The organism is Paralteromonas sediminis, assembly GCF_003820355.1.
Taxonomy (GTDB): Bacteria; Pseudomonadota; Gammaproteobacteria; order Enterobacterales; family Alteromonadaceae; genus Alteromonas_F; species Alteromonas_F sediminis.
In genome coordinates, this window is sequence record NZ_RPOK01000002.1 from 337,914 (window position 1) to 358,834 (window position 20,921).

The window sequence follows — 20,921 nt, forward strand, 5'->3', positions numbered from 1 at the left end:
TTCTCCTCAAAAAACTAAGTCTATGCCGACAGTCAATTCACTGTCGTCTTCATCGATGTCATGGTTGCTGCATAGCACTGGGTGTTCTAAACCAGGGTTAGGCATACCTAAGGTCAAGAAAATCGTTGCAGCTGTAAAATGGGTACCGAAACCGGACTGCTCTGAGGGTATTGCTATCGCTGAGGGCATAATTTCTGCGCTGCTGGCGCTTGAAAACAGTGCAGCAGAAACAGCAATGGCTACTAATGCTTTTGTGTTCATGTGCTCGACCAAGGTAATTGTTTTGTTTGTGTTTCCTTATCAAACAAAGAGTAGTCTCAGAAACGGTGTTTCGCCAATCAGTAGTAAACAAAAAATTTGCAATATGCTTTTAAACGAGCACACAGAGAACAGCGCTATGCCACTATTAATTCTCTTTGGCGTCACTCAGTGTAATGACAACTTCAGTGCCAACACCTTCTTTGGTACTAATATCAAGTTGACCATTCATCGATTTAGTGAGTAGGTTGTTGGCGATAGTCATCCCTAAGCCTGCACTGCCTGAAGCCCGGGCCGTTGTGTAAAAAGGCTCAAGTATATTTTTCATAGCCTCGTCTTTCATACCAACGCCGTTATCACGTATAGATATTTTGGCTTCATTGGGAGAGAGCGTGAGTGAGAATTTGATGCATTTTGCGGCAATGTGACTACCATGCGGAAAAGCGTGATTGATTGCATTAGTAAAAACGTTGGTGATCACCTGTGCCAATCTTGAGGGGTAGGTTCTTATTATGTATGGAGCTTCAGGGAGTGTGGCGCATAATTCAATGTCTGTTTCTTTTAGAAGTGGTTTGAGGCTCGTGAACAAAGACGGAAGCCAGGTCGTCAAATCTACATCCGTGATTTCATCTACATAGGACTCAGTCGCCATTTGCTTAAAGTTCATGATGAGCTGACTAGCGCGCTGGAGGTTATAATTGACCGTTTTTTGAGATTCCAGAGAGTCGTTTACTAATGACATTAATGCTGCTTTACTCACTTGCCCTTTAGATAATTTTTTTTGAATAGAGACAATGTTGGCCTCTGTAGTTGAGGCGGCCAATACAGATACCCCTAAAGGCGTGTTTACCTCATGTGCGACACCTGCAACTAAACGCCCCAACGAGGCGAGTTTCTCTTGTTGGATGAGGCGCTCTTGTGATGATTTTAACTGAACAATAGTGTCTTTTAACTCCTGAGTGCGCTCTTCTACACGTTTTTCCAGCGCTTCATTTAACGATTCAAGTTCCTCTTGTTTTTCCAGTCTTTCCACTTCTGCCGCAATACGTCCTGAAAACAATTCAAAGAGATCACCTACATCTTGTGGGTTTTGAATTTTGCTTTTGTAAAGTGCTACCACCAATCCAAACACCTCGCCATCAGCGCGTTGCAAGGGCGCACCCACATATCCTTCTACGCCCATATCGATCAGCAGTTGATCGTGAGGATAAAAAGCACAAATTCGTTCGGGATAAATACAGGTATTATTTTGCGAAACATCAGCACAAGGCGTGTGGGTCAGTGAATATTCAAAATTATCAGCAAAGGTTTCACCAGCCACCAAAGTAAGCGTATTTGATGTGAACTTATTTCTGTCTAGTTTAGCTATAAACGTGAAGTCGGCGTCTATCGCTTTATGCAACTGCATGGCAATAGTGTCTAAAAAGTCCTTGCCATAAGACATTTTTAGCGATGAAAGGATAGTAGAAATATCAAATTGCTGCACGATAGTCTTTTCTTTACGTTTAACTATGGATTGACAACGCTCATCAAACCTTTTTTATAAGTTTGGCACGAGGTTTAAATATGGGCAAAATTACAGTGCATTTTTTTTCAAACACAATGCGTAAATGTGTTTGTTATACTCTTTTGCGAATGCCAATGCGCGTGCAACATATTCTCTGTTGTCAGGCGTTTTAACATCGCTAAACTCAGTCAAAGTTACACTACCGCATACCTGCAATGCCGTTTGCATTTCTTCATGGGTTAAACCAGGGGCAACCTGACCCCGCATGTTGGCCACCAATATCTTATAGTCACCACTTTTTCGTGCCTGTTCAACTGCTGTGGTCACATCATTATTATTAATCAGAGTAGATAAGGTCTCAGGCGTTTTTTGACAAGCTGTAAGCGCCAAAAGCGTTATTGCCAACGAGGGTTTTAGAAAAGGAGCAATCATTGAACCTTCTCCAGTCTGGTTCTACATAAAGCAAAAATACTCAGTATGAACAGTACAGAAACAGGACTACTTCCGCCACCACCAGAAGAAGACGGAGTTGTTGGTGGAACGGGCGGGGCTGTGACTGCGATATTGATGCTACTGGCGTCTGACAATTCACCATCACTAATTTCAAAATTAACGTTTAAGGTGCCGGTAAAACCGCTATTCGGTGTGATGGTAAGGCCATTAAAAGAGTAATTTTCACCAGCTAACACAACCAAGGTCACAGAATCGCCATCAACATCGGTATAATTAATGTTGTTTAGCGAAAGCGTAAGCGTTTGTGTATTGTTGATACTCAAATTCGTCGCCACTCCATTAATTACCGGTGCGTCGTTAACAGGCCGCACATCAATCAGCAACAAAAATGGCGGGCTGGTACCAGCAGAATTTGTCGCTGTAACGCTTGCTGATAAGGCGCCACTGAAATTATTGTTCGGCGTAATCGTGTTATTATTTACTGTGTAGTTGTCGCCATCTGATACCGTTAAGGTGAGATCGTCGGTATCTCCAGCACTTATGGTAAGGTCTTGTTTAACAATAGAGATCGCAGTATCTTCATCGACGGTTAACTCACGTTGACCACTTATCACTGGGGCTGTAATAGCCTCTATGGCCACCGCAAGGTTAGCATCTGAAACGTCAAAAAATAGATTGTTTGTACACGCCACTTTTAATCTGACCTTATCTGTTGCTGTGTCGGGCCATATAATATCCTCACTCCCATCGTTTTCAGTAGCCGCTACGAGCGTTAAAGGGAAGGTATAACCACCATCGGCCGAAAAGAGAATGTCCACGTTAGCGCAATTAATTGGCGCCATATTGGTACCTGCAGTTTCCCAAAATACGGTGCTGATTGAATTCGCCACAAAGGTACCCGTATTGGGTGATGTAATGCTAAATGCACTGCCTGTATCGCTGATGAGCAATTGTGTTTCGTCAAATGACAATGCTCCCTGGCCATCGCGAGCGACAAATCTGAACGTCAAACGGCGTGTTGTAGCGGGTAGTATTTCTCCAAAGGTCGATGTGCCTGAAAGCAGGTCGTCGATTTTTGGCACAGTGCGGTTAGGTGAAGCGCTTAGCGCATAATTTCTTATGATAGGCCGGCTGCCATCATCGGTTGAGACATCTGATGCGCTTGCTGTTTCAGTGCCTAAATCATACTGCTCCCAACTGAATTGTAAGGAATCACCGTCAGCATCACTCGCTATACCTCGTAATTCAAAAGGGGTATTCGCTGGCAGGGTGTAATCAGGTCCGGCATCCACGACTGGCGGCACATTGCTACTTACGGAAGTCGTGCCACATGATGCGCTTTCCAGTGTATCTCTAATTTGAACCACTGAACTAATGTGAAAATAATCGTAAGTGGACGCATCGGGAAAGTTGTCCTCTATATTCTCACCCGCACACAGTGCAGCGTAAGACATAATTGTGGCACCACTGCCAGGTTCATACGCCCATGCTGATGCTCGGTTGCCTTCACATCCGCCTGAGGTGCCATTAAAAGAGTGGTTTGCCCCCATTTGATGACCAATTTCATGTGCCACATAGTCGACATAGAAGGCATCATTAACCGGGTTACTTAATCCTGTGATGCCATCGGCTTTGAAACTGGTACATACAGACGCCAACGCGGCCAGTCCGCCGGGAGCGGTATTAAACACATGACCAATATCGTAGCTGTCACTGCCTACTGCATTGTTAGTTACTTCAATATTGAGTTCACCATCGTCAACGTCATTATTGAAGGGGTCTGTATCAGGATCATCGAAAATGAGCTGGTCATAATTGTCAATCAAGGTGAAGTTGACCCCAAGGTCGCGATTGTATATCTGATTAACGCGATTGATTGCGACTGCCACTTCCGCTACCGCATTGTCTTTCCCCTCATGGAAGTTTGTATATTCGCCCGTAGCCGACACCGCCAGCCTAAAAGTACGAATATCTGTGGTTTGTCCTTTTGATAGGCGAGGGGATGCATTCGCTGTTGGCTGTTGATATAAGTAGGTTTGCTTAATGGCATCTGAAAAAACGCGTGGCCGGGGTTGTCGAAAATAAACCTTATAACCTTCGTCCATGCCATGCGGGTCTATATACACCCACTTGCCATCATATTGAAACATGGCATTAAACTGACCGTGAGAAAAAGTAAACTTGCCCTGACTGCTACCGTCAAGGCTTACCCCATCATAGGCGCGTAAGGCCGGATATCTCTGTTTGATACTTATCGGTAATAAGTTGTTTTCTGTTAACTGAAAGCTGAGAAGCGTGCCATCTGGTGTGGGTACATTAATCTGCAGCCCGCTTGCCAATTTATGTTGGGTGAGGCGTGCTAAATCCAGTGTGTAGCGCGCGCTCTGTATTTGAGTATCAGATGTTGTTTTTGCTTCACCCATTAACGTCCATTCGGATGCAGCCACCTTGATCATTAAGTGACCGACAACTAGTAGGGTGATGATTGCGATACGCTTCATTTAACACCTGTGAAATACTTTAAATAAAGGCCGTAACTATCGCTGTTAAGCTGTGTTACGGCGTAAAATTATAAATAAGCCTAGCACAATCTAGGGTGCAGGATAGGTATACTCAGTGGGTATATGGTTTACGCTACTCTCTATTTGTAGTTCTGAGCTGTAGTTAGTTGGTTGTGGACCAGGAATGAGGTTGTCTGAATCTGAAAGCAATGGCTTATCTTTGCTTTCATAGCGTGCAAACCAGTTAAAAACCCGCATAGTGTTGTGTGATGATGAATGTGTGCTCATGGTGATTAGTCGCGCCTATAGGTAATGCGTGATTGTCGCGGAAAAAGATAGCGCTGAAAGATGACAATTTTTGTGCTGGATAAAAAATTCCATGATATTACTCCTTGTTGTTGAAAAAGTTTCCATTTAATTGATGTAAACAAATATCTAGTTAGCAAAAGACGGGCCCATATTTAATGGCTTTTATTTAGGGGGGCTCCTTGCTTCCTTATGTTTTGAATATCCTTTAAGTAGGCAGTATTTACAATGGGCGTGTAAGTTTGACTCACGCCAGCATATTTTCGATGTCTTTATTAGCTATCGGCTTTAGGTAAGCCGCTTTAGCACCAGACTGATGCGCGAGTTCTTGACTTATTGCATGGCCACTGACCAGATAGATATTGATACTGGGAAAATCAGAAGCAATTGTGCGGATCAAGCTTAGACCATCATTATCAGGCAGGTTTACATCACAGATTACATGCGTTGGAACAGACTTGCGAATTGCTTCCTGAGCCGCGTTCGCAGAGGTAACGTGAGTCACAGTGATACCCTTGGCACGTAACAACAAACAAAGTAGTGCACCGGAGTCAGGATCATCTTCAATGACTAAGACATCTTTTTTGCAATGACGTTGACACACGGCATAAAGGCTCTGCGTCTCAATTGGTTTACCCAATACTGAATCAAAGCCCACTGCAAGGAGCTGTTTCTCCATGCCCTCTGCCAGCCCCGCTGTAATCGCAACAACGGGCGTGTTTATATTGGCATCTCTCAAGGAGCGTAATGTGTCTTGCCCCGACATGGATGGCATGTGCAAATCCATAAGGATGAGGTCCACATGATTATTTTTCAGGTAAATCAGTGCTTGTTCACCACTCTGAGCAAGCGCTGCACAGATCCCCATTTGGGTAAGCATATTTTCAGTAAGGCGTCTGATATCAGGGTTGTCGTCCACTACTAAAACAGTGCCAGCGAGAGCGGTCTGATGCTCATGAGAAAGGTTGTGCTGTGATTTTTTGAACCGGTAATGGCCATAGTCATCAGAGAAATCATCGGCGCACTGTATGCATACTTCAAATGTACTGCCAGTCTCGTTAGAGGAAACCACAATTGTGCCGTCCATTTTTTCAACCAGTTGATGGCTTATCGCTAAGCCCAGTCCAACCCCTTGATTAACTGCGTAGGAAGACGCCTGCTCGAAAGGCTTAAAAATAGATGTCAGTTTATCTTCGGGGATCCCGCATCCGGTGTCCTTTACTGTAAAAATGAGCGAACGCTTTCCGGCACAAGTGACTACTAGCTGAATATTACCCTCGGCCGTGAATTTAACGGCATTATTGATTAAATTAATAAGGATTTGCTTCACTCTGGTGGGGTCAATGTTGACCATTGTGGGGATAGCCGAAGTGGAGCGTACCCGCAGCGACAAACCCTTTTCTTCAGCGACAATCCCCATACTTGCATGAATATCATCAAGGAGTTGATGCAGGTTACATTGCTGGATGTTCAACCGCATCTTTCCAGCCACTAATGTAGAAAGGTCCAATAAATCATTAATGAGTGTTTGAAGGTGTTGGGCGTTTCGCACCACGGTCGTCATATGCGACTTTACCCTAGCATTATTCTCTGTGTTGAGCAGTAACTCTGAGTAACCCAGAATGGACGTGAGGGGAGTACGTAATTCATGTCCTAAGTGAGCTAAAAATCGGTCTTTTGCTTCGCTTTGTTGCTGTTGTTGTCGCTGGTACAGGCTAACCGCTAAATAAATCATGCTTAACAGCATAATGACTAACACCGTAGTTATTATACTGCTTACTAAGAAAGTCATCCTAGAATCTTTGCGACCTTCGGCCACGGCCAGAGTTAATTCTGCTTGCCGTTTATCAAGCAAAGAAGCGTATGCCATATAATGGCGCTTAATATTGGTATACAGCAACAAGCCCTCATAATTGCTCATTGAGGCATCTGCCAATGCCGCTTTTCCTTCCTTTAACAGGGCAACGGACTCAGCAATTTCTGAACGCTTTAATGCAGCATAGGCAAGCATTGCGTCAAGATCACTGTTTTCAATACTGTTTGATCGCAAGCCACTATGAAGGGTGTCGGTATGTTTAAGGAGTTGCCTCATGTTGCTGTCAAAGTCGACTAAATAGGCCTCATCTTGAGTATACAGGTAACCTCGCTGGGCCGATTCGAGCGCTAACAAAGTGGCGTGAAAATGGAAAAGAGTGGATGAGACCAGCTGCATTTCGCTCAATCGAGCTTCCAAGTCGCTTAGGTTTTGTATTGTACTTAGACTTTTATAAATACCTGCGCCTGCGGCAGTGATGACGAGAGCCAGTATACTGAACCATACTCTTTTGGTTTTGACCCAATAGGCCAATGGTACAGCCATTATTCAAGGCTCAACGAGTGCTTGCAACAATTCACTACACGTTTTGCAGTTGGCGATGATGGCTTCAAGCGATGCTCTCCCTTGTTCGGCGGGGAGTTCATTATTCAGTGCAAGTTTTGCAATTTCAGCATGCATACTAATATTGTTTAGCGGTGAACGAATGTCGTGAATAGTATCTTCAAGGCGTTGTTTTTTGTTGTTGTGGATCATGCACCCTCATCCTCGAAATCACCGTAGGCATGCAAGCGATTATAAAGCGTCTTAGTGCTAATGCCGAGCATGCTGGCGGCGGCTGTCTTATTTCCAGAGACTTTGCTCAATGTGGCATAAATCAGCTCTTTCTCCACATCGTCAATGGTTCTGCCTGCTTCAATGGTTCCACCGTTTTGGGTTGTTTTTGAAAAGGGTGAGCCTATTTGCATTGGCAGTAATAATGTATGGTCGTATGGGTCGCTCATAATGGCCGCCCTGTACAAAACGTGCCGGAGTTCTCTTACATTGCCAGGCCAATCATACTCTTGTAACAATCGAATTTGCTTGTCAGAAATTGCGTACTTTGTAGCGTTTTCGATGTTGTATTCATGGATAAATGCGTCGGCTAACAATTGAATATCTTGTTTTCGTTGGCGCAATGGAGGTACTGTTAAAGGAAAGACAGCAAGTCGAAAATAAATGTCTTCGCGCAAAACATTATCAGTCGCAATGTCGTCAACAGGTTTATTAGTGGCGCTGATCACTCTGCAGTTTACACTTATTGATTGTGTCCCGCCCACACGAGTCAGTTTTTTGCTCTCAAGCACTCTCAATAACGAGGGCTGCTGCTCAAGTGGCATTTCTGTGAGTTCATCGAGGAACAAAGTGCCGTTATTGGCTTGTTCAAATACGCCAATTTTCCGGCTTATTGCGCCGGTAAACGCCCCTTTTTCATGACCAAAAAGCTCGCTACTAATAAGATCTTTCGCTATCGCACCACAATTTGTAGCGACGAATGCACCACTGGCGCTTGATTGATTATGGATAGCCTGTGCAACAAGTTCCTTGCCTACGCCACTTTCGCCAAAAATCATCACATTGGCCTTAGTGTTGGCAACCCTTTCTATTTGCTGATAAAGATGCTGCATTGCCTCTGTCTCTCCGACGAGTGACCCAAAATGCTTGTTAATTGCGTTTTCACAGGCTGCTACATTATTGTTATTGTTGCCCAGCACGCGAGAGAGACTGTCTTTGTCAATTGGCTTGACCAAGTAGTTGGTATTGTCATCACACAGGTCTGCAATGATAGATTTGATAGCTGGATGACCGGTTATGAAAGTCACCTTTGGCGGTGAACTTATAGCCGTTATTTCATCCACAACATGCATACCACTGCCGTCAGGTAACATGAAGTCAATGAGTATGTGGTCAAAAGTCAGAGAACTGAGCCATTTTCGCGCTTCTGCCAACGTCGAAGCTACTTTCACATCGCAGTCCATGTGCTCTAACAGCAAGCATGCAATATGGGTGAATTCTGGATCGTCATCCACAAGTAAAACAGTCAGCACTTAACGCTCTCTCTTTAATAAAACCCGCGCATGCTACCACTATTTAATAACAACCCGAAAGGCATTGATTAAGCACAGTAAGCAAAAAGTGCTTGCCAGTTCATTTTGTGCTCATTTTTTGCGGTCTGTAGTGCCGTTTTTGCCATGTTTAATTTCCCTTGTAAAACTTCTGAATACGCAGCGTTCAAAGGCATCTCCAGCCATGTACTTAGGTGGTTATCAAGCCTCTCATGAATGGTTTGCATTTCATTGAGTTGTGGGGAGAGTGAATTAACATAGAAGTGCTCATACGAGGCGCTAAGTCGGGCAATGTCTGCCTTTACGCTTTGTTTGCTGCAATCAAGCGATGCAAGAGTATTCGCAAGGCCGGAATTAATGGCGGATAAGGTTTCGATACTTAGCTGATAGGAGCGCCAAAGTGTCGCGGGTAGCCTGACCTTGGCCAATAATTGTAATCTTTTTTCCAAACGTTCGGCACTATTTGTATTGTTTGCACCCAGCTTACGGAGTGAGGTGATATATGCGATATCAGTGAGGGCGTCATTATAAGCGTCTCGATCCTCCATCCTAAAATAGCCGTTCGCACGCGTTAACATGGCGTGGATCTCACCACTTTGCTGCACCAGATTGACCCATACCAGCGGAAATTGCGACATTTTGTGAGCTTTCCATTCTAACAAACGTGCAGCGGTGTCGGTATCCTGACCCTCTATCTGGTTAATACATTGGTCAAACGTATTCAAAAGTCTGAGCTCATATAAAAAGCGTTGTGATGGTAGGTGAGTTTTGCCCAAGGCCGTATTTCGCTCGGCGACTATCCCCGCCAACGGGCAGCTGTTGATTCTGTAAAAGACCCGAAGATTCATTTCTGTAGCGGGAATAGTGAGCTTTGTCTGTGATTTTTCGGGAAAAGACACACGCTGAAAACCAACGTTTGATGCGGAGACTTCAGGTAAACGAATGATTTGACTGATTTCTGACTTGTATTTATGCAACACCTCATCGACACCGGTGCGTTGACCACACCCGTGCAGGCCTATCAATAATGCCAAAACAACAGCAATTTTGCATGAGTAGCTAATTTTCATAGTGTTAGGTACGAAATAAGACGTCTTTTTGGTTTGTTTGTCACAATATTGCCGCTATAATCCGGCGCTTATTTTTGTTTTTCAAGTGGCACAGAGTAGGTGTCACCACTGTAAGGAATATTCATGCCTGTAATTACGCTCCCTGACGGTAGTCAACGCGCTTTCGAAAACCCGGTATCTGTACTGGATGTAGCAAACGATATTGGTCCTGGTTTGGCCAAAGCCACCATCGCCGGCAAGGTAAATGGTGAACTCGTTGATGCGGTAGATATGATTGAGTCAGATTCAGTGCTTTCTATTATTACCGCGCGGGATGAAGAAGGGTTGGAAATAATCCGTCATAGCTGTGCCCACCTGTTGGGTCATGCCATCAAGCAGCTTTTTCCTGACGTGAAAATGGCGATTGGGCCAACAATTGACAATGGGTTTTATTACGATATCGATTTGGACCATTCGTTGACGCAAGATGACTTGCAAGCGCTAGAGAAGCGCATGCTTCAGTTGGCGAAGACCAATTATGATGTTGTAAAGAAAAAAGTAAGCTGGCAAGAAGCACGAGACACCTTTGAAGGTCGTGGTGAGCCTTACAAAATAGAAATACTTGACGAAAATATCGACAGAGATGACCGCCCGGGTCTCTATCATCACGAAGAATACGTTGATATGTGTCGTGGTCCTCACGTGCCAAACATGAAATTCTGTCATCACTTTAAAATCATGAAGGTGGCGGGTGCCTACTGGCGCGGTGACAGCGACAATAAAATGCTGCAACGGGTTTATGGCACAGCGTGGGGAGATAAAAAGCAGCTCAAATCGTATCTCACACGTTTAGAAGAAGCGGAAAAGCGTGATCACCGCAAAATTGGTAAAGCACTCGACTTATTCCACTGGCAGGAAGAAGCGCCGGGAATGGTATTTTGGCACAACGACGGCTGGACTATTTACACTGAGCTAGAAAAATTCGTGCGTGAAAAGTTGCGCGAATACGGCTATGACGAAGTGAAAGGGCCATTGATGATGGATCGTTCGCTATGGGAAAAATCTGGTCATTGGGATAAATATGCAGAAAACATGTTTACAACCGAGTCAGAGAAACGCGAATACGCCATCAAGCCAATGAATTGTCCAGGGCACGTACAAATCTTCAATCAGGGCTTAAAGTCCTACAGAGATTTGCCTTTACGTATGGCTGAATTTGGTTGCTGTCACCGAAATGAGCCCTCAGGTGCGTTGCATGGCCTAATGCGTGTAAGAGGGTTCACGCAAGATGATGCTCATGTATTCTGTACTGAAGACCAGATACTGGATGAAGTAAGAGCTTGTATTGATATGGTGTATGACACCTATTCAGCATTTGGCTTCGAGAAAATTGTCGTGAAACTCTCTACACGACCAGAAAAGCGCGTCGGCAGTGACGAGATTTGGGACAAATCAGAAGCGGCACTGGCAGAAGCACTTAAATTGAGTAATATCGAATTTGATTACTTACCCGGAGAGGGCGCTTTTTACGGCCCCAAAATTGAATTTACCTTGCATGATTGTCTAGACAGAGCATGGCAGTGCGGTACGGTTCAACTGGACTTTTCTATGCCAGGTCGTTTGGGATCAACGTATGTTGCTGAAGACGGTGAGCGCAAAGTGCCCGTTATGATCCACCGTGCTATTTTGGGTTCATTAGAGCGCTTTATTGGTATTCTTACAGAAGAATACGCGGGTTTGTTCCCACTTTGGTTAGCGCCTCAACAAGTCGTGGTAATGAATATTACCGACAGTCAGGCCGAATATGTGCGAAATGTTGTACAAAAATTGAAAGAAATGGGTATTAGGGCCAAGTCTGACTTGAGAAATGAGAAGATAGGCTTTAAAATCCGCGAGCACACATTGAAGCGTGTACCATACATGTTGGTTGTCGGCGACAAAGAAAAAGAAGCCGGCGCCGTTGCTGTTCGTACAAGAGGCGGTGAAGATTTAGGCTCCGTTGCACTTGAAGACTTTATTGAAAAGGCTAAAAGTGAGATTGCGAACAAGCAGTAGGCTAGGTAGTAGGTCAAAAACAAAGCAACTACACCTAGTATGTTATTAATTGCTGGAGGAAATGCACATTAAAGGCACCAATAATAAGGCTCAGGGCAGCAAAGATAAGGCCCGGATTAACGAAGAAATTACGGCTAGGGAAGTTCGTTTAGTCGCTTTCGACGGATCACAAGTAGGTGTAGTAAGTTTACGCGAGGCGATGGACGCCGCTTTTGAAGCCAATGTTGATTTGGTAGAAATTAGTCCAAACGCAGAGCCGCCGGTGTGCAAAGTAATGGATTACGGCAAGTTCTTATTTGAGAAGAGTAAAGCTCAAAAAGAACAGAAGAAGAAGCAAAAGCAAATTCAGGTCAAGGAGGTGAAATTCCGCCCTGGCACTGATGAGGGCGATTACCAGGTAAAACTGCGCAACCTGCGTCGCTTCCTCGAAGGGGGTGATAAAGCCAAGGTCACAATCCGTTTCCGCGGACGTGAAATGGCCCACCAAGAAATCGGCATTGAACAACTAAACCGGGTCAAATCGGATTTAGCAGACATTGCCAACTGCGAGTCTTTCCCTAATCGGGTAGAGGGTCGTCAGATGATTATGGTGCTTGCCCCAATTAAGAAGTAGTAGCGGTCTAAAGTTTTCGAAACTGCACATCGAAACACCCTGCTGCACAATGTAACGAGCTCAGACTGACTGCACAGTTGAAGGCTCATATTAAACAATGCGGAGTTTTAGCAATGCCTAAAATGAAAACTGTTAGCGGAGCCGCGAAACGTTTTAAGAAAACGGGTTCGGGACGCTTTAAAAGCAAACAGTCTCACTTGCGTCACATTTTGACCAAGAAGAGCACTAAGCGTAAACGTCACTTACGTGGCAAAAAATTGGTCCATGACTCTGATACTAAATTAGTTCAGCGCATGTTGCCTTACGTTTAAGCTATAGGAGACTGAATAATGGCTAGAGTAAAACGCGGCACGATTGCTCGTGCTCGTCACAAGAAAGTCCTCAAGCAGGCAAAAGGTTATTATGGTGCACGCAGCCGTGTTTATCGCGTTGCTGTCCAAGCCGTAACTAAAGCTGGTCAATATGCTTATCGTGACCGTCGTCAGCGCAAGCGTCAATTCCGTCAACTGTGGATTGCACGTATTAATGCTGCTGCTCGTCAAAATGGTATGTCTTACAGCCGTTTCATTAACGGTTTGAAAAAGGCATCTGTTGAGATCGATCGTAAGATCCTTGCAGACATCGCTGTACACGACAAAGCCGCTTTCACTGCATTAGTAGATGCAGCGAAGGGCGCATTAGCATAAATTTGAAATAGCTTAAGTTCTTTATGAAAACGGCGGGCTCGGAAGCTCGCCGTTTTTATTTATGCAGTGTAAACTGCGTTGTTATTAGCTGGGTATTCAATTTTGAACCTACTGGTAAGGACCATGTCGCCAGACACGCCGTGAACCCATCCTTGGGGGCTCTGCTCAGGCATCCATGCCTTCGAAGGTCTACCGACATGGTCCTTACCAGTAAATTCCAAATTGATAGCCTACCACTTGTGAATTGAACTAAAGAAATTCAGTGAGCAATTGGTGGAAGTACCAATTGGACTATAGGAAGGAGGATTTATTTGTAGACTCTCTGAGGCATGGATGCCGAAGTGAAGCCCCCATGGATGGGTGCACGGCGTGTCTACAAATAAATCCTCCTTCCTATAGTCTAATTGGCACAGTGCTAAAACAACTAAACACGTCATAAAGAAGGGTTCAAACAACAATGGAACTTGACGCAATTGTCGAAGAAGCCAAAGTGCGGATCGACGCTGCAGAAGATGCGGCAACACTCGATGCAGTTCGAGTAGAGTTTATGGGTAAAAAGGGCAGGTTAACCGACCTGCTTAAAGGTTTGGGAAAATTGTCTGCAGAAGAGCGACCTGCTGCTGGCCAGAAAATTAATGTAGCCAAGCAGGCCATTCAGAAGGCAATCGGCGAAAAAGGCGATGCACTTAAGCGCGCGGCCCTGGACAAGCAACTTGCTGAAGAAGCTGTGGATGTCACTTTGCCTGGGCGTACTGAGTTTCCCGGTAATCTTCATCCGGTGAATCGCACCATTGAACGTATCGAAAAGTTTTTTGGTGAGTTAGGTTTTGCAGTGAAGACCGGGCCTGAAATTGAAGACGGCTTTCACAACTTTGATGCCTTGAATATACCGGCTAATCATCCCGCACGGGCTGATCACGACACCTTCTATTTTAACCCTGACATGATGTTGCGTACGCAAACATCTGGCGTACAAATCCGCACTATGGAAACTGAAAAACCACCATTGCGAATTATCTCTCCTGGTCGTGTTTACCGTAATGATTACGATCAGACCCACACGCCTATGTTTCATCAGGTCGAAGGCTTAATGGTCGATCGCAACGTGAGCTTTGCACATTTGAAAGGAATTCTGCACGATTTTCTGCACCACTTTTTTGAAGAGTCACTGCAAATCAGATTTCGTCCGTCTTATTTTCCATTTACAGAGCCTTCCGCTGAGGTAGATGTAATGGGCAAAAACGGTCAATGGTTAGAAGTACTGGGCTGCGGTATGGTCCATCCTAATGTACTTAAAGCGGTCAATATTGACCCTGAAGAATTTACTGGCTTTGCGTTTGGAATGGGCGTTGAACGTCTTACTATGTTGCGCTATGGCGTGACTGACTTACGCGCATTCTTTGAGAATGACCTTCGTTTCTTAAAGCAATTTAATTAACCCATTTTAAGAATCAACCAATAAGCAAAGTTTAGGTAATCAAGAATGAAATTCAGTGAAAATTGGTTAAGAGAGTGGGTTAATCCGGCTCTTAGTACAAATGAATTAAGTGAACAGCTAAGTATGGCTGGACTAGAAGTTGATGACCAGCTTCCGGTGGCTGGTGACTTTACCGGCGTTGTTGTAGGTGAGGTGGTAGAATGTGGACAACATCCTGACGCCGATAAGTTACGCGTAACTAAAGTTGACGTTGGTGAAGGTGAGTTGCTTGACATTGTCTGTGGTGCGCCTAACTGCCGACAGGGTATTAAAGTAGCAGTCGCCACTGTGGGTGCAGTGCTTCCAGGCAACTTTAAAATTAAAAAAGCTAAACTGCGTGGTGCGCCCTCTTTTGGCATGTTGTGCAGTTTTTCAGAGCTGGGTATTAGTGATGACCACGACGGTATTATCGAATTGCCCACTGATGCGCCTATCGGTAAAGATATCCGTGAGTATCTGAACTTAGAAGACACAACCATCGATATTGACTTAACACCTAACCGCGCTGATTGCTTGAGCATTCGTGGGATCGCGCGCGAAGTCGGTGTGCTCAATAAATTGGATGTGTGTGAGCCGCAAATATCGGCTGTTTCTGCAACCTGTGATGACAAGATCGCAATAGCGTTGTCGGCACCAGAGGCTTGCCCACGTTATCTTGGCCGTATCATCAAAAATCTAAATTTGAATGCAAGCTCACCCCTTTGGCTTCAAGAGAAGCTCCGTCGCAGTGGTATTCGCAGCATCGACCCTATCGTTGATGTAACTAATTACGTATTGATAGAGCTTGGTCACCCCATGCATGCATTTGATCTCGCGGCGATTTCTGGTGGCATTGACGTTCGTTTGGCTAAACCCGAAGAACAGATTACCTTGTTGGATGAGTCTACCGTGACGTTAAAAGAAGGTACTCTGGTCATTGCTGATGACGAGAAAGCCGTGGCAATGGCGGGTATTTTTGGTGGTCTCCACAGCGGTGTGACGGAATCAACCCAGTCTATTTTGTTAGAAAGTGCCTTCTTTTCACCCGACGCTATTGCTGGTCGTGCTCGTCAATACGGTTTGCATACTGACGCGTCCCATCGCTATGAGCGCGGCGTTGACCCGCAGTTACAACACGATGCCATGGAACGTGCTACTGCACTAATTGTAGAGATATGTGGCGGTGAAGTAGGGCCTGTGGTTGAAGCCGTATCCGATGCACATATACCTGTTAGGGAAACTGTCACTCTGCGCCATGATCGCTTAGAAAAAGTCATTGGCGATAACTACAGTGCTGAGACGGTAATTGATTGTCTGACTCGATTAGGTATGAATGTTGAGTATGACGGTGCTAACTACAAAGCTCAGGCACCAAGCTATCGCTTCGATATCGCAATTGAAGAGGATTTGATTGAAGAGGTTGCTAGAGTAAGCGGATACAACGGCGTACCGACTACTGCACCGTTAAGCCAGTTAAATATTATTGCGGGGCAGGAGGCTAGTAGATCGCTTTCTAATATCAAGCAAGTGCTTCTTACTAGGGGGTACGATGAAGCGATTACCTATTCGTTTGTCGACCCGGATATTCAAACACTGTTGTTTCCTGAAATGGAAGGCATAGTGCTGCCGCATCCAATCGCATCTGATATGTCAGCAATGCGCGTAAGTTTATGGACCGGGCTTCTGGCCGCCGCTTCATACAATCAAAAACGCCAACAATCGCGCGTTCGCCTATTTGAAACGGGTTTGCGATTCATTCCAGATAACAATGCTGTGCAGGGAATTCGCCAAGAGCCTGTTATCGGTGGCGTGTTAGCCGGTAATAGAAACAATATCCACTGGGATAGCAAAGAGTCTCCTATTGATTTCTTTGATGCCAAGGCTGACGTAGAAGCGTTGATAAAAGGAACGGGTAAGCTGTCAGACGTTACGTTCAAGAAGGCACAACACCACGCATTACACCCTGGAATGAGTGCCGAAATATTCATCGCTGACGCGTCAATTGGCTGGTTGGGTGCCATACACCCACAGTTTATGAAAAAGCTTGGCTTGAACGGTAAAGTGTTTGTCTTTGAATTAAGACAGGATGCACTCATTGACCGGTTGTTGCCTGATGCACAGCCAGTTTCACGTTTTCCGTCAAATCGCAGAGATATTGCAATTACCGTTAAACAAGACGTGGCTGTAGGTGATATGCTTTCTTACATAGAAAAATTTGGCGTAAATCAATTAGTTGGCCTAAACTTATTCGATGTATATACTGGTCAGGGAATCGACGCTGGTTATAAGAGCTTAGCGTTGTCATTAACCCTACAAAATGTGGAAAAAACATTGGAAGAGGCAGAGATTCAGGCTGCCGTTGACACTGTTTTGAAAGCATTGGCTGACAAATTTGGTGCATCGTTAAGAGAGTAAAGTATGGCATTGACCAAAGCCGAGATGGCAGAACACTTATTCGATAAGTTAGGGATGAACAAGCGTGATGCTAAAGATTTAGTGGAAGCGTTTTTCGAAGAGATTAAGCAGTCTCTCGAGTCCGGAGAACAGGTAAAACTGTCTGGCTTTGGTAACTTTGATCTTAGGGACAAGAACGAACGACCAGGGCGGAACCCGAAAACGGGGGAAGATATACCCATCAAAGCAAGACGGGTAGTTACTTTCAGACCGGGTCAGAAGCTCAAAAGTCGCGTAGAAAACGCAAAGCCAACTGATCACTAGTCACTATGAATAGATTTATTATAGCCGGACTGGCTTTTGTCAGTCTGGTTGTTGTGTTGTTACTTTTTCTAGCACCAAAGGCGCCAACACCAGCTCACACTTCAATTAGCAAATTCGACTTACTTCACGCTACAGACGTTATGTCTATCGCTATTACAGGCGTTGAACAGCAAAATAACGATATGATTAAGGATAAGTTGAATGATGTGGTGCGTGTAGCTGAAGAAATGGGGTTAGCAAGTGATGATCTTGACTATTTGGCGAGTGACCAGGCATTAAATTATCTGCGTTTTCACGCCAAACGGCGGTTATTTGATGAGGCTGTCGTAAATAGCTATCGAAACCTAACTTCAATTTCTCCCCATAAAGCACGTTATCCTGAGGCGAAAGACAGGTTTGCTAAGGCTGATGAAATTATTGCACAACGCAACCGTTTATTTTCAGAACTGGTTGCAACGCTGAAATCAGAAGGCATGGATCAGCAGCAAGCCGAACAAGGTGCTAAAGCCTTGTGGTTAGAGCGTTTTGCACAGGCTGATCTTGGTCAACTACTGGAATAAGGAGTGCTGGACCTTGTTAACATTATTTGAATTGACTGTTCCTAACTATCTTCGAGTAATTAACGCGACGATAAAAGTGATGGAAAAGGGCGCTGAATACCTGCAAGGCAAAGGGGTTGACTTGGATGAGATAGTCACTATGCAGCTCGCCGATGATATGCAACCGTTTAGCTTTCAGGTAACCATTGTTTATCATCAGGCTGTAAACGGGATGAAAGGTCTGCTTGAGGGCGAATTTAGCCCACCTCAACCTGTGGAAAAGATGAGCTATTCTGAACTCATTGATTATTTAAAGACCGGTGTAACTGAGTTGTCTGGGTTTTCTGAAGGGCAGATCAACGCACGTTCAAACCAGCCGATGTACTTTAAGTACGCTGACAAGTCCATTCCTTTTACTACAGAAAACTTTGTCTTAGCATTCACATACCCAAACCTCTATTTTCATGCTACCACTATATACGACATGCTAAGAATGAAAGGCGTTCCTCTAGGAAAGCCTGATTTTATGGGACGTTTGCCAATAGGATTACCTGAGTAGCGCGCTACTCTTGCGGATAAAAATGCAGTTCATGCACTATTTCCTGTGGCAACAAAGGCGTTGCATTGTGTTGGATGTAGTCGCTAAAACCCGCGGTGTAGAAAGGCGAAAGTGGGTGAGCTGACTGCCCACCTGGCAGGGTAAGAATTGCCTTGTCTAGGTCGCCAGGACGCACGAAAAGCCGTTGCGATGCACCAAATCTAGGAGCCTGGACGGCAGGCATGTAGCTGTCTCCATAGCCTGCTTGTGTGGGCATATTCAACCGAGTACCAATAAATGGAATGACAGAAGACAAAGGATGTTTGACTGCTAGACGATTTACTTCACCCCAAGCAAGCTGCTGCAAATTAGCGTTGTTGCCAAATTCGGCCTTCAATGAGGTCAGTGATTGTTCAAATGCACCGAGTAGAAATGCGTCCCAACTCCCATGACCCGGAGGAAGCCAGTCATCGGGCTTCTGGTTTAATACATCCCAAGTAGAAGGTTCAATATGACGCATTATGGGAGTAAAACGCACGTGTTCGGCGCTTAGCTTGGTTGCGATAGGATCAAAGAGCTCAGAGATAACCTGAGAGCGAAATCGTCTGACCAGCGTATAACCCACCGAATCCGGACAAGCACAGGAACGCCAGTTTTGCACATGTTCTAGTGCAATAGGGTGTACATCCTTATGTGAAGCCAATGTTTTGTAGAGCAATGCATGCCAGGGAATAAGAAAGCGGGCTTCATTGTCGAGTTGTATCGCGTAAAAATCGGATTCACCAAAGCTATTGTGTTCAAATAATCGATCGCGAATTTGTTCCCCTCTGGCTCCTATGGCATACCCCCCGTCGCCAAAGCGCTTTAAATCATGGCTTGAGATCACACGCGCATTGGCCGTCCATAGTCGATGATTGGCCGGATTTACTACATAGGGAAGCTCAGTTTCAAAATGACGCCAGTTGTCATCATAGTCCTTTTCATTTAGGGCAAGGTTACTCGGTGTTTTTCGCGCTGATACTGCACCGGCTGGTGTCCAGGCAATACTGCCTGCAGAATCAGCAAGCATTAGGTTTTGTACGGGGATGCCAAAACCACTGGCGACGGAGAGGGCGTCTTTCACTGACTTTGTTCGGGCCAGTTGCACTAGGTTTAAGTTAGTTGCATAGGGTTGTAATGCTGCCCAGCGCAGCGCGTAATTGATACCTTCAACGGTACGTACAGGACCAAACTGGCTTTGCTGTAATTCTATCTCTATCGGGTCTGCGTTAGCTACCTGAATTACGGCAGTTACAGGCTCAATATCGGTATCATTGTTCAGTTCTATCCAGTCGGTATTGTCCAGATTAGCGTTTGTAAATCCCCAAGCAATATATCCGTTAGTACCGACCACTACCCCTGGGATCCCCGGTAAACTTACTCCCGTAACCGATATTTGCTCGTCACCCTCGACGTAATTTAATTGGGTCCGGTACCATATGATAGGGACGCGCAAACTCAAGTGCATATCGTTGGCCAGCATGGCGCTGGTTGAGTCTGTAAGCTGGCCACTGACCGCCCAATTATTACTGCCAATATCTAGTGGCTCTTCCAGAATATGCCTAGAGCGTGCTACCTGTTGAGGCAAGCGGGGAACTTGCGCGCTGTCTACCACTCGGCTGCCGTCTAATGCTGCCTGATGATGAGAAGGCTGCAGAATAAAGTCAACCATATTGCGGCCAAAGTGATGCGCAATCCGCGTAAAAGCGAGATCGCGGTTTACCTGTCCAAGCTGAAGGTCTAAATACATACTGTAAATAACCAATAAACTATCTTTGGGTTGCCAAGGCTCGAAGGTACTTTGCGTAAGCAGGTATTCAAAGGGAAGAAAAGAAAGTTCATCAACGGCATCGTTTACCCCTGCTGAATAGTGCGCAAGAAGATTGCGTTGACTTTCGGGTAGCAGCTTTATGATTTCATTTGCTCGAGCTTCAAATTGAAAAAAGCGAGTCTGCTTGTCGATTTCTATAGTGGCTGCCCCTACAATTTCTGAAAGTCTGCCGGATGCTGCTCGGCGTTGCGTGTCCATCTGAAAAAGCCTGTCTTGGGCGTGGGCATAGCCGAGTAGATAGGCGGTATCCTCATTGGTTTGAGCGGTTATTACGGCGTGCCCCAGTCTATCTCGTGCAATCGTGCCGGGATAAGTTATCTCAACACTACTTTTTTGCCCGTCAAGGACAGGTAAACTGCCTGTAAAACTGTAGTAGGCGAGACCACACGCGCAAACGATGAGGGTAAGCAGAGTGATCAGTGCAAATTTAATAAGTTTTAACACGTGTTAATCT

General features: G+C 45.1%; 19 protein-coding genes. 9 read left to right on the forward strand and 10 right to left on the reverse strand.

Features of this window, described 5'->3' with window-relative positions; translation table 11 throughout:
* Positions 1-6: 6 nt before the first annotated feature.
* The 9 genes from DRW07_RS06785 to DRW07_RS06825 all read right to left on the reverse strand — a co-directional run bounded on the left by DRW07_RS06785 (position 7) and on the right by DRW07_RS06825 (position 9,977).
* The gene (locus DRW07_RS06785; protein WP_124027137.1) at positions 7-261 is read right to left on the reverse strand and encodes a hypothetical protein; all 255 of its coding nucleotides are present in this window, start codon (positions 259-261) and stop codon (positions 7-9) included.
* Between the two features lie 145 nt (positions 262-406).
* A complete protein-coding gene (locus DRW07_RS06790) occupies positions 407-1,744 on the reverse strand; it encodes a GAF domain-containing sensor histidine kinase (protein ID WP_124027138.1) in 1,338 nt (445 codons plus the stop codon).
* Positions 1,745-1,834: 90 nt separating this feature from the next.
* The gene (locus DRW07_RS06795; protein ID WP_124027139.1) at positions 1,835-2,197 is read right to left on the reverse strand and encodes a hypothetical protein; all 363 of its coding nucleotides are present in this window, start codon (positions 2,195-2,197) and stop codon (positions 1,835-1,837) included.
* Positions 2,194-4,719 carry a reprolysin-like metallopeptidase gene (locus DRW07_RS06800; protein WP_124027140.1) on the reverse strand — a complete coding sequence of 842 codons (2,526 nt, stop codon included), beginning with the start codon at positions 4,717-4,719 and terminating at the stop codon, positions 2,194-2,196. Before DRW07_RS06800 ends, DRW07_RS06795 begins: the two co-directional genes overlap by 4 nt.
* A gap of 90 nt (positions 4,720-4,809) precedes the next feature.
* Complete coding sequence (locus DRW07_RS06805; protein ID WP_124027141.1) at positions 4,810-5,007, reverse strand: hypothetical protein; 198 nt, start codon at positions 5,005-5,007, stop codon at positions 4,810-4,812.
* A 265-nt stretch (positions 5,008-5,272) separates the two neighbouring features.
* Positions 5,273-7,384, reverse strand: coding sequence for a response regulator (locus DRW07_RS06810; protein WP_124027142.1), 2,112 nt, complete (start codon positions 7,382-7,384; stop codon positions 5,273-5,275).
* A 3-nt stretch (positions 7,385-7,387) separates the two neighbouring features.
* Positions 7,388-7,594 (reverse strand): histidine kinase dimerization/phospho-acceptor domain-containing protein, encoded by a 207-nt coding sequence (locus DRW07_RS06815; protein WP_124027143.1) that lies wholly within the window; start codon positions 7,592-7,594, stop codon positions 7,388-7,390.
* Positions 7,591-8,925 carry a sigma-54-dependent transcriptional regulator gene (locus tag DRW07_RS06820; protein ID WP_124027144.1) on the reverse strand — a complete coding sequence of 445 codons (1,335 nt, stop codon included), beginning with the start codon at positions 8,923-8,925 and terminating at the stop codon, positions 7,591-7,593. The genes DRW07_RS06815 and DRW07_RS06820 overlap by 4 nt, the downstream gene beginning before the upstream one ends.
* A gap of 68 nt (positions 8,926-8,993) precedes the next feature.
* Positions 8,994-9,977 carry a DUF3080 family protein gene (locus DRW07_RS06825; RefSeq protein WP_165870437.1) on the reverse strand — a complete coding sequence of 328 codons (984 nt, stop codon included), beginning with the start codon at positions 9,975-9,977 and terminating at the stop codon, positions 8,994-8,996.
* Between the two features lie 159 nt (positions 9,978-10,136).
* Here DRW07_RS06825 and thrS point away from each other — a divergent pair, with 159 nt between their 5' ends.
* From thrS to DRW07_RS06870, 9 genes are all read left to right on the forward strand, one after another.
* Positions 10,137-12,047 (forward strand): threonine--tRNA ligase, encoded by a 1,911-nt coding sequence (gene thrS, locus DRW07_RS06830; RefSeq protein WP_124027146.1) that lies wholly within the window; start codon positions 10,137-10,139, stop codon positions 12,045-12,047.
* Positions 12,048-12,108: 61 nt separating this feature from the next.
* Positions 12,109-12,660 (forward strand): translation initiation factor IF-3, encoded by a 552-nt coding sequence (gene infC, locus DRW07_RS06835; RefSeq protein ID WP_124027147.1) that lies wholly within the window; start codon positions 12,109-12,111, stop codon positions 12,658-12,660.
* Between the two features lie 113 nt (positions 12,661-12,773).
* On the forward strand, positions 12,774-12,971 hold the full coding sequence (gene rpmI / locus DRW07_RS06840) for a 50S ribosomal protein L35 (RefSeq protein ID WP_044056810.1): 198 nt from the start codon (positions 12,774-12,776) through the stop codon (positions 12,969-12,971).
* 18 nt (positions 12,972-12,989) lie between these two features.
* On the forward strand, positions 12,990-13,346 hold the full coding sequence (gene rplT / locus DRW07_RS06845; protein ID WP_124027148.1) for a 50S ribosomal protein L20: 357 nt from the start codon (positions 12,990-12,992) through the stop codon (positions 13,344-13,346).
* 457 nt (positions 13,347-13,803) lie between these two features.
* A complete protein-coding gene (gene pheS, locus DRW07_RS06850) occupies positions 13,804-14,784 on the forward strand; it encodes a phenylalanine--tRNA ligase subunit alpha (RefSeq protein ID WP_124027149.1) in 981 nt (326 codons plus the stop codon).
* Between the two features lie 45 nt (positions 14,785-14,829).
* Positions 14,830-17,217: a phenylalanine--tRNA ligase subunit beta gene (pheT, locus tag DRW07_RS06855; RefSeq protein ID WP_124027150.1), complete on the forward strand. Its 2,388-nt coding sequence runs from the start codon at positions 14,830-14,832 to the stop codon at positions 17,215-17,217.
* A 3-nt stretch (positions 17,218-17,220) separates the two neighbouring features.
* Positions 17,221-17,520 (forward strand): integration host factor subunit alpha, encoded by a 300-nt coding sequence (ihfA, locus tag DRW07_RS06860; protein WP_124027151.1) that lies wholly within the window; start codon positions 17,221-17,223, stop codon positions 17,518-17,520.
* 5 nt (positions 17,521-17,525) lie between these two features.
* Positions 17,526-18,080, forward strand: a complete 555-nt coding sequence (locus DRW07_RS06865) for a hypothetical protein (RefSeq protein ID WP_124027152.1) — start codon at positions 17,526-17,528, stop codon at positions 18,078-18,080.
* A gap of 13 nt (positions 18,081-18,093) precedes the next feature.
* Positions 18,094-18,618 (forward strand): DUF1993 family protein, encoded by a 525-nt coding sequence (locus DRW07_RS06870; protein ID WP_165870438.1) that lies wholly within the window; start codon positions 18,094-18,096, stop codon positions 18,616-18,618.
* Between the two features lie 4 nt (positions 18,619-18,622).
* Here the strand turns inward: DRW07_RS06870 and DRW07_RS06875 are convergent, their stop codons facing one another.
* Positions 18,623-20,911 carry a penicillin acylase family protein gene (locus DRW07_RS06875; RefSeq protein WP_124027154.1) on the reverse strand — a complete coding sequence of 763 codons (2,289 nt, stop codon included), beginning with the start codon at positions 20,909-20,911 and terminating at the stop codon, positions 18,623-18,625.
* Between the last annotated feature and the right edge of the window lie 10 nt (positions 20,912-20,921).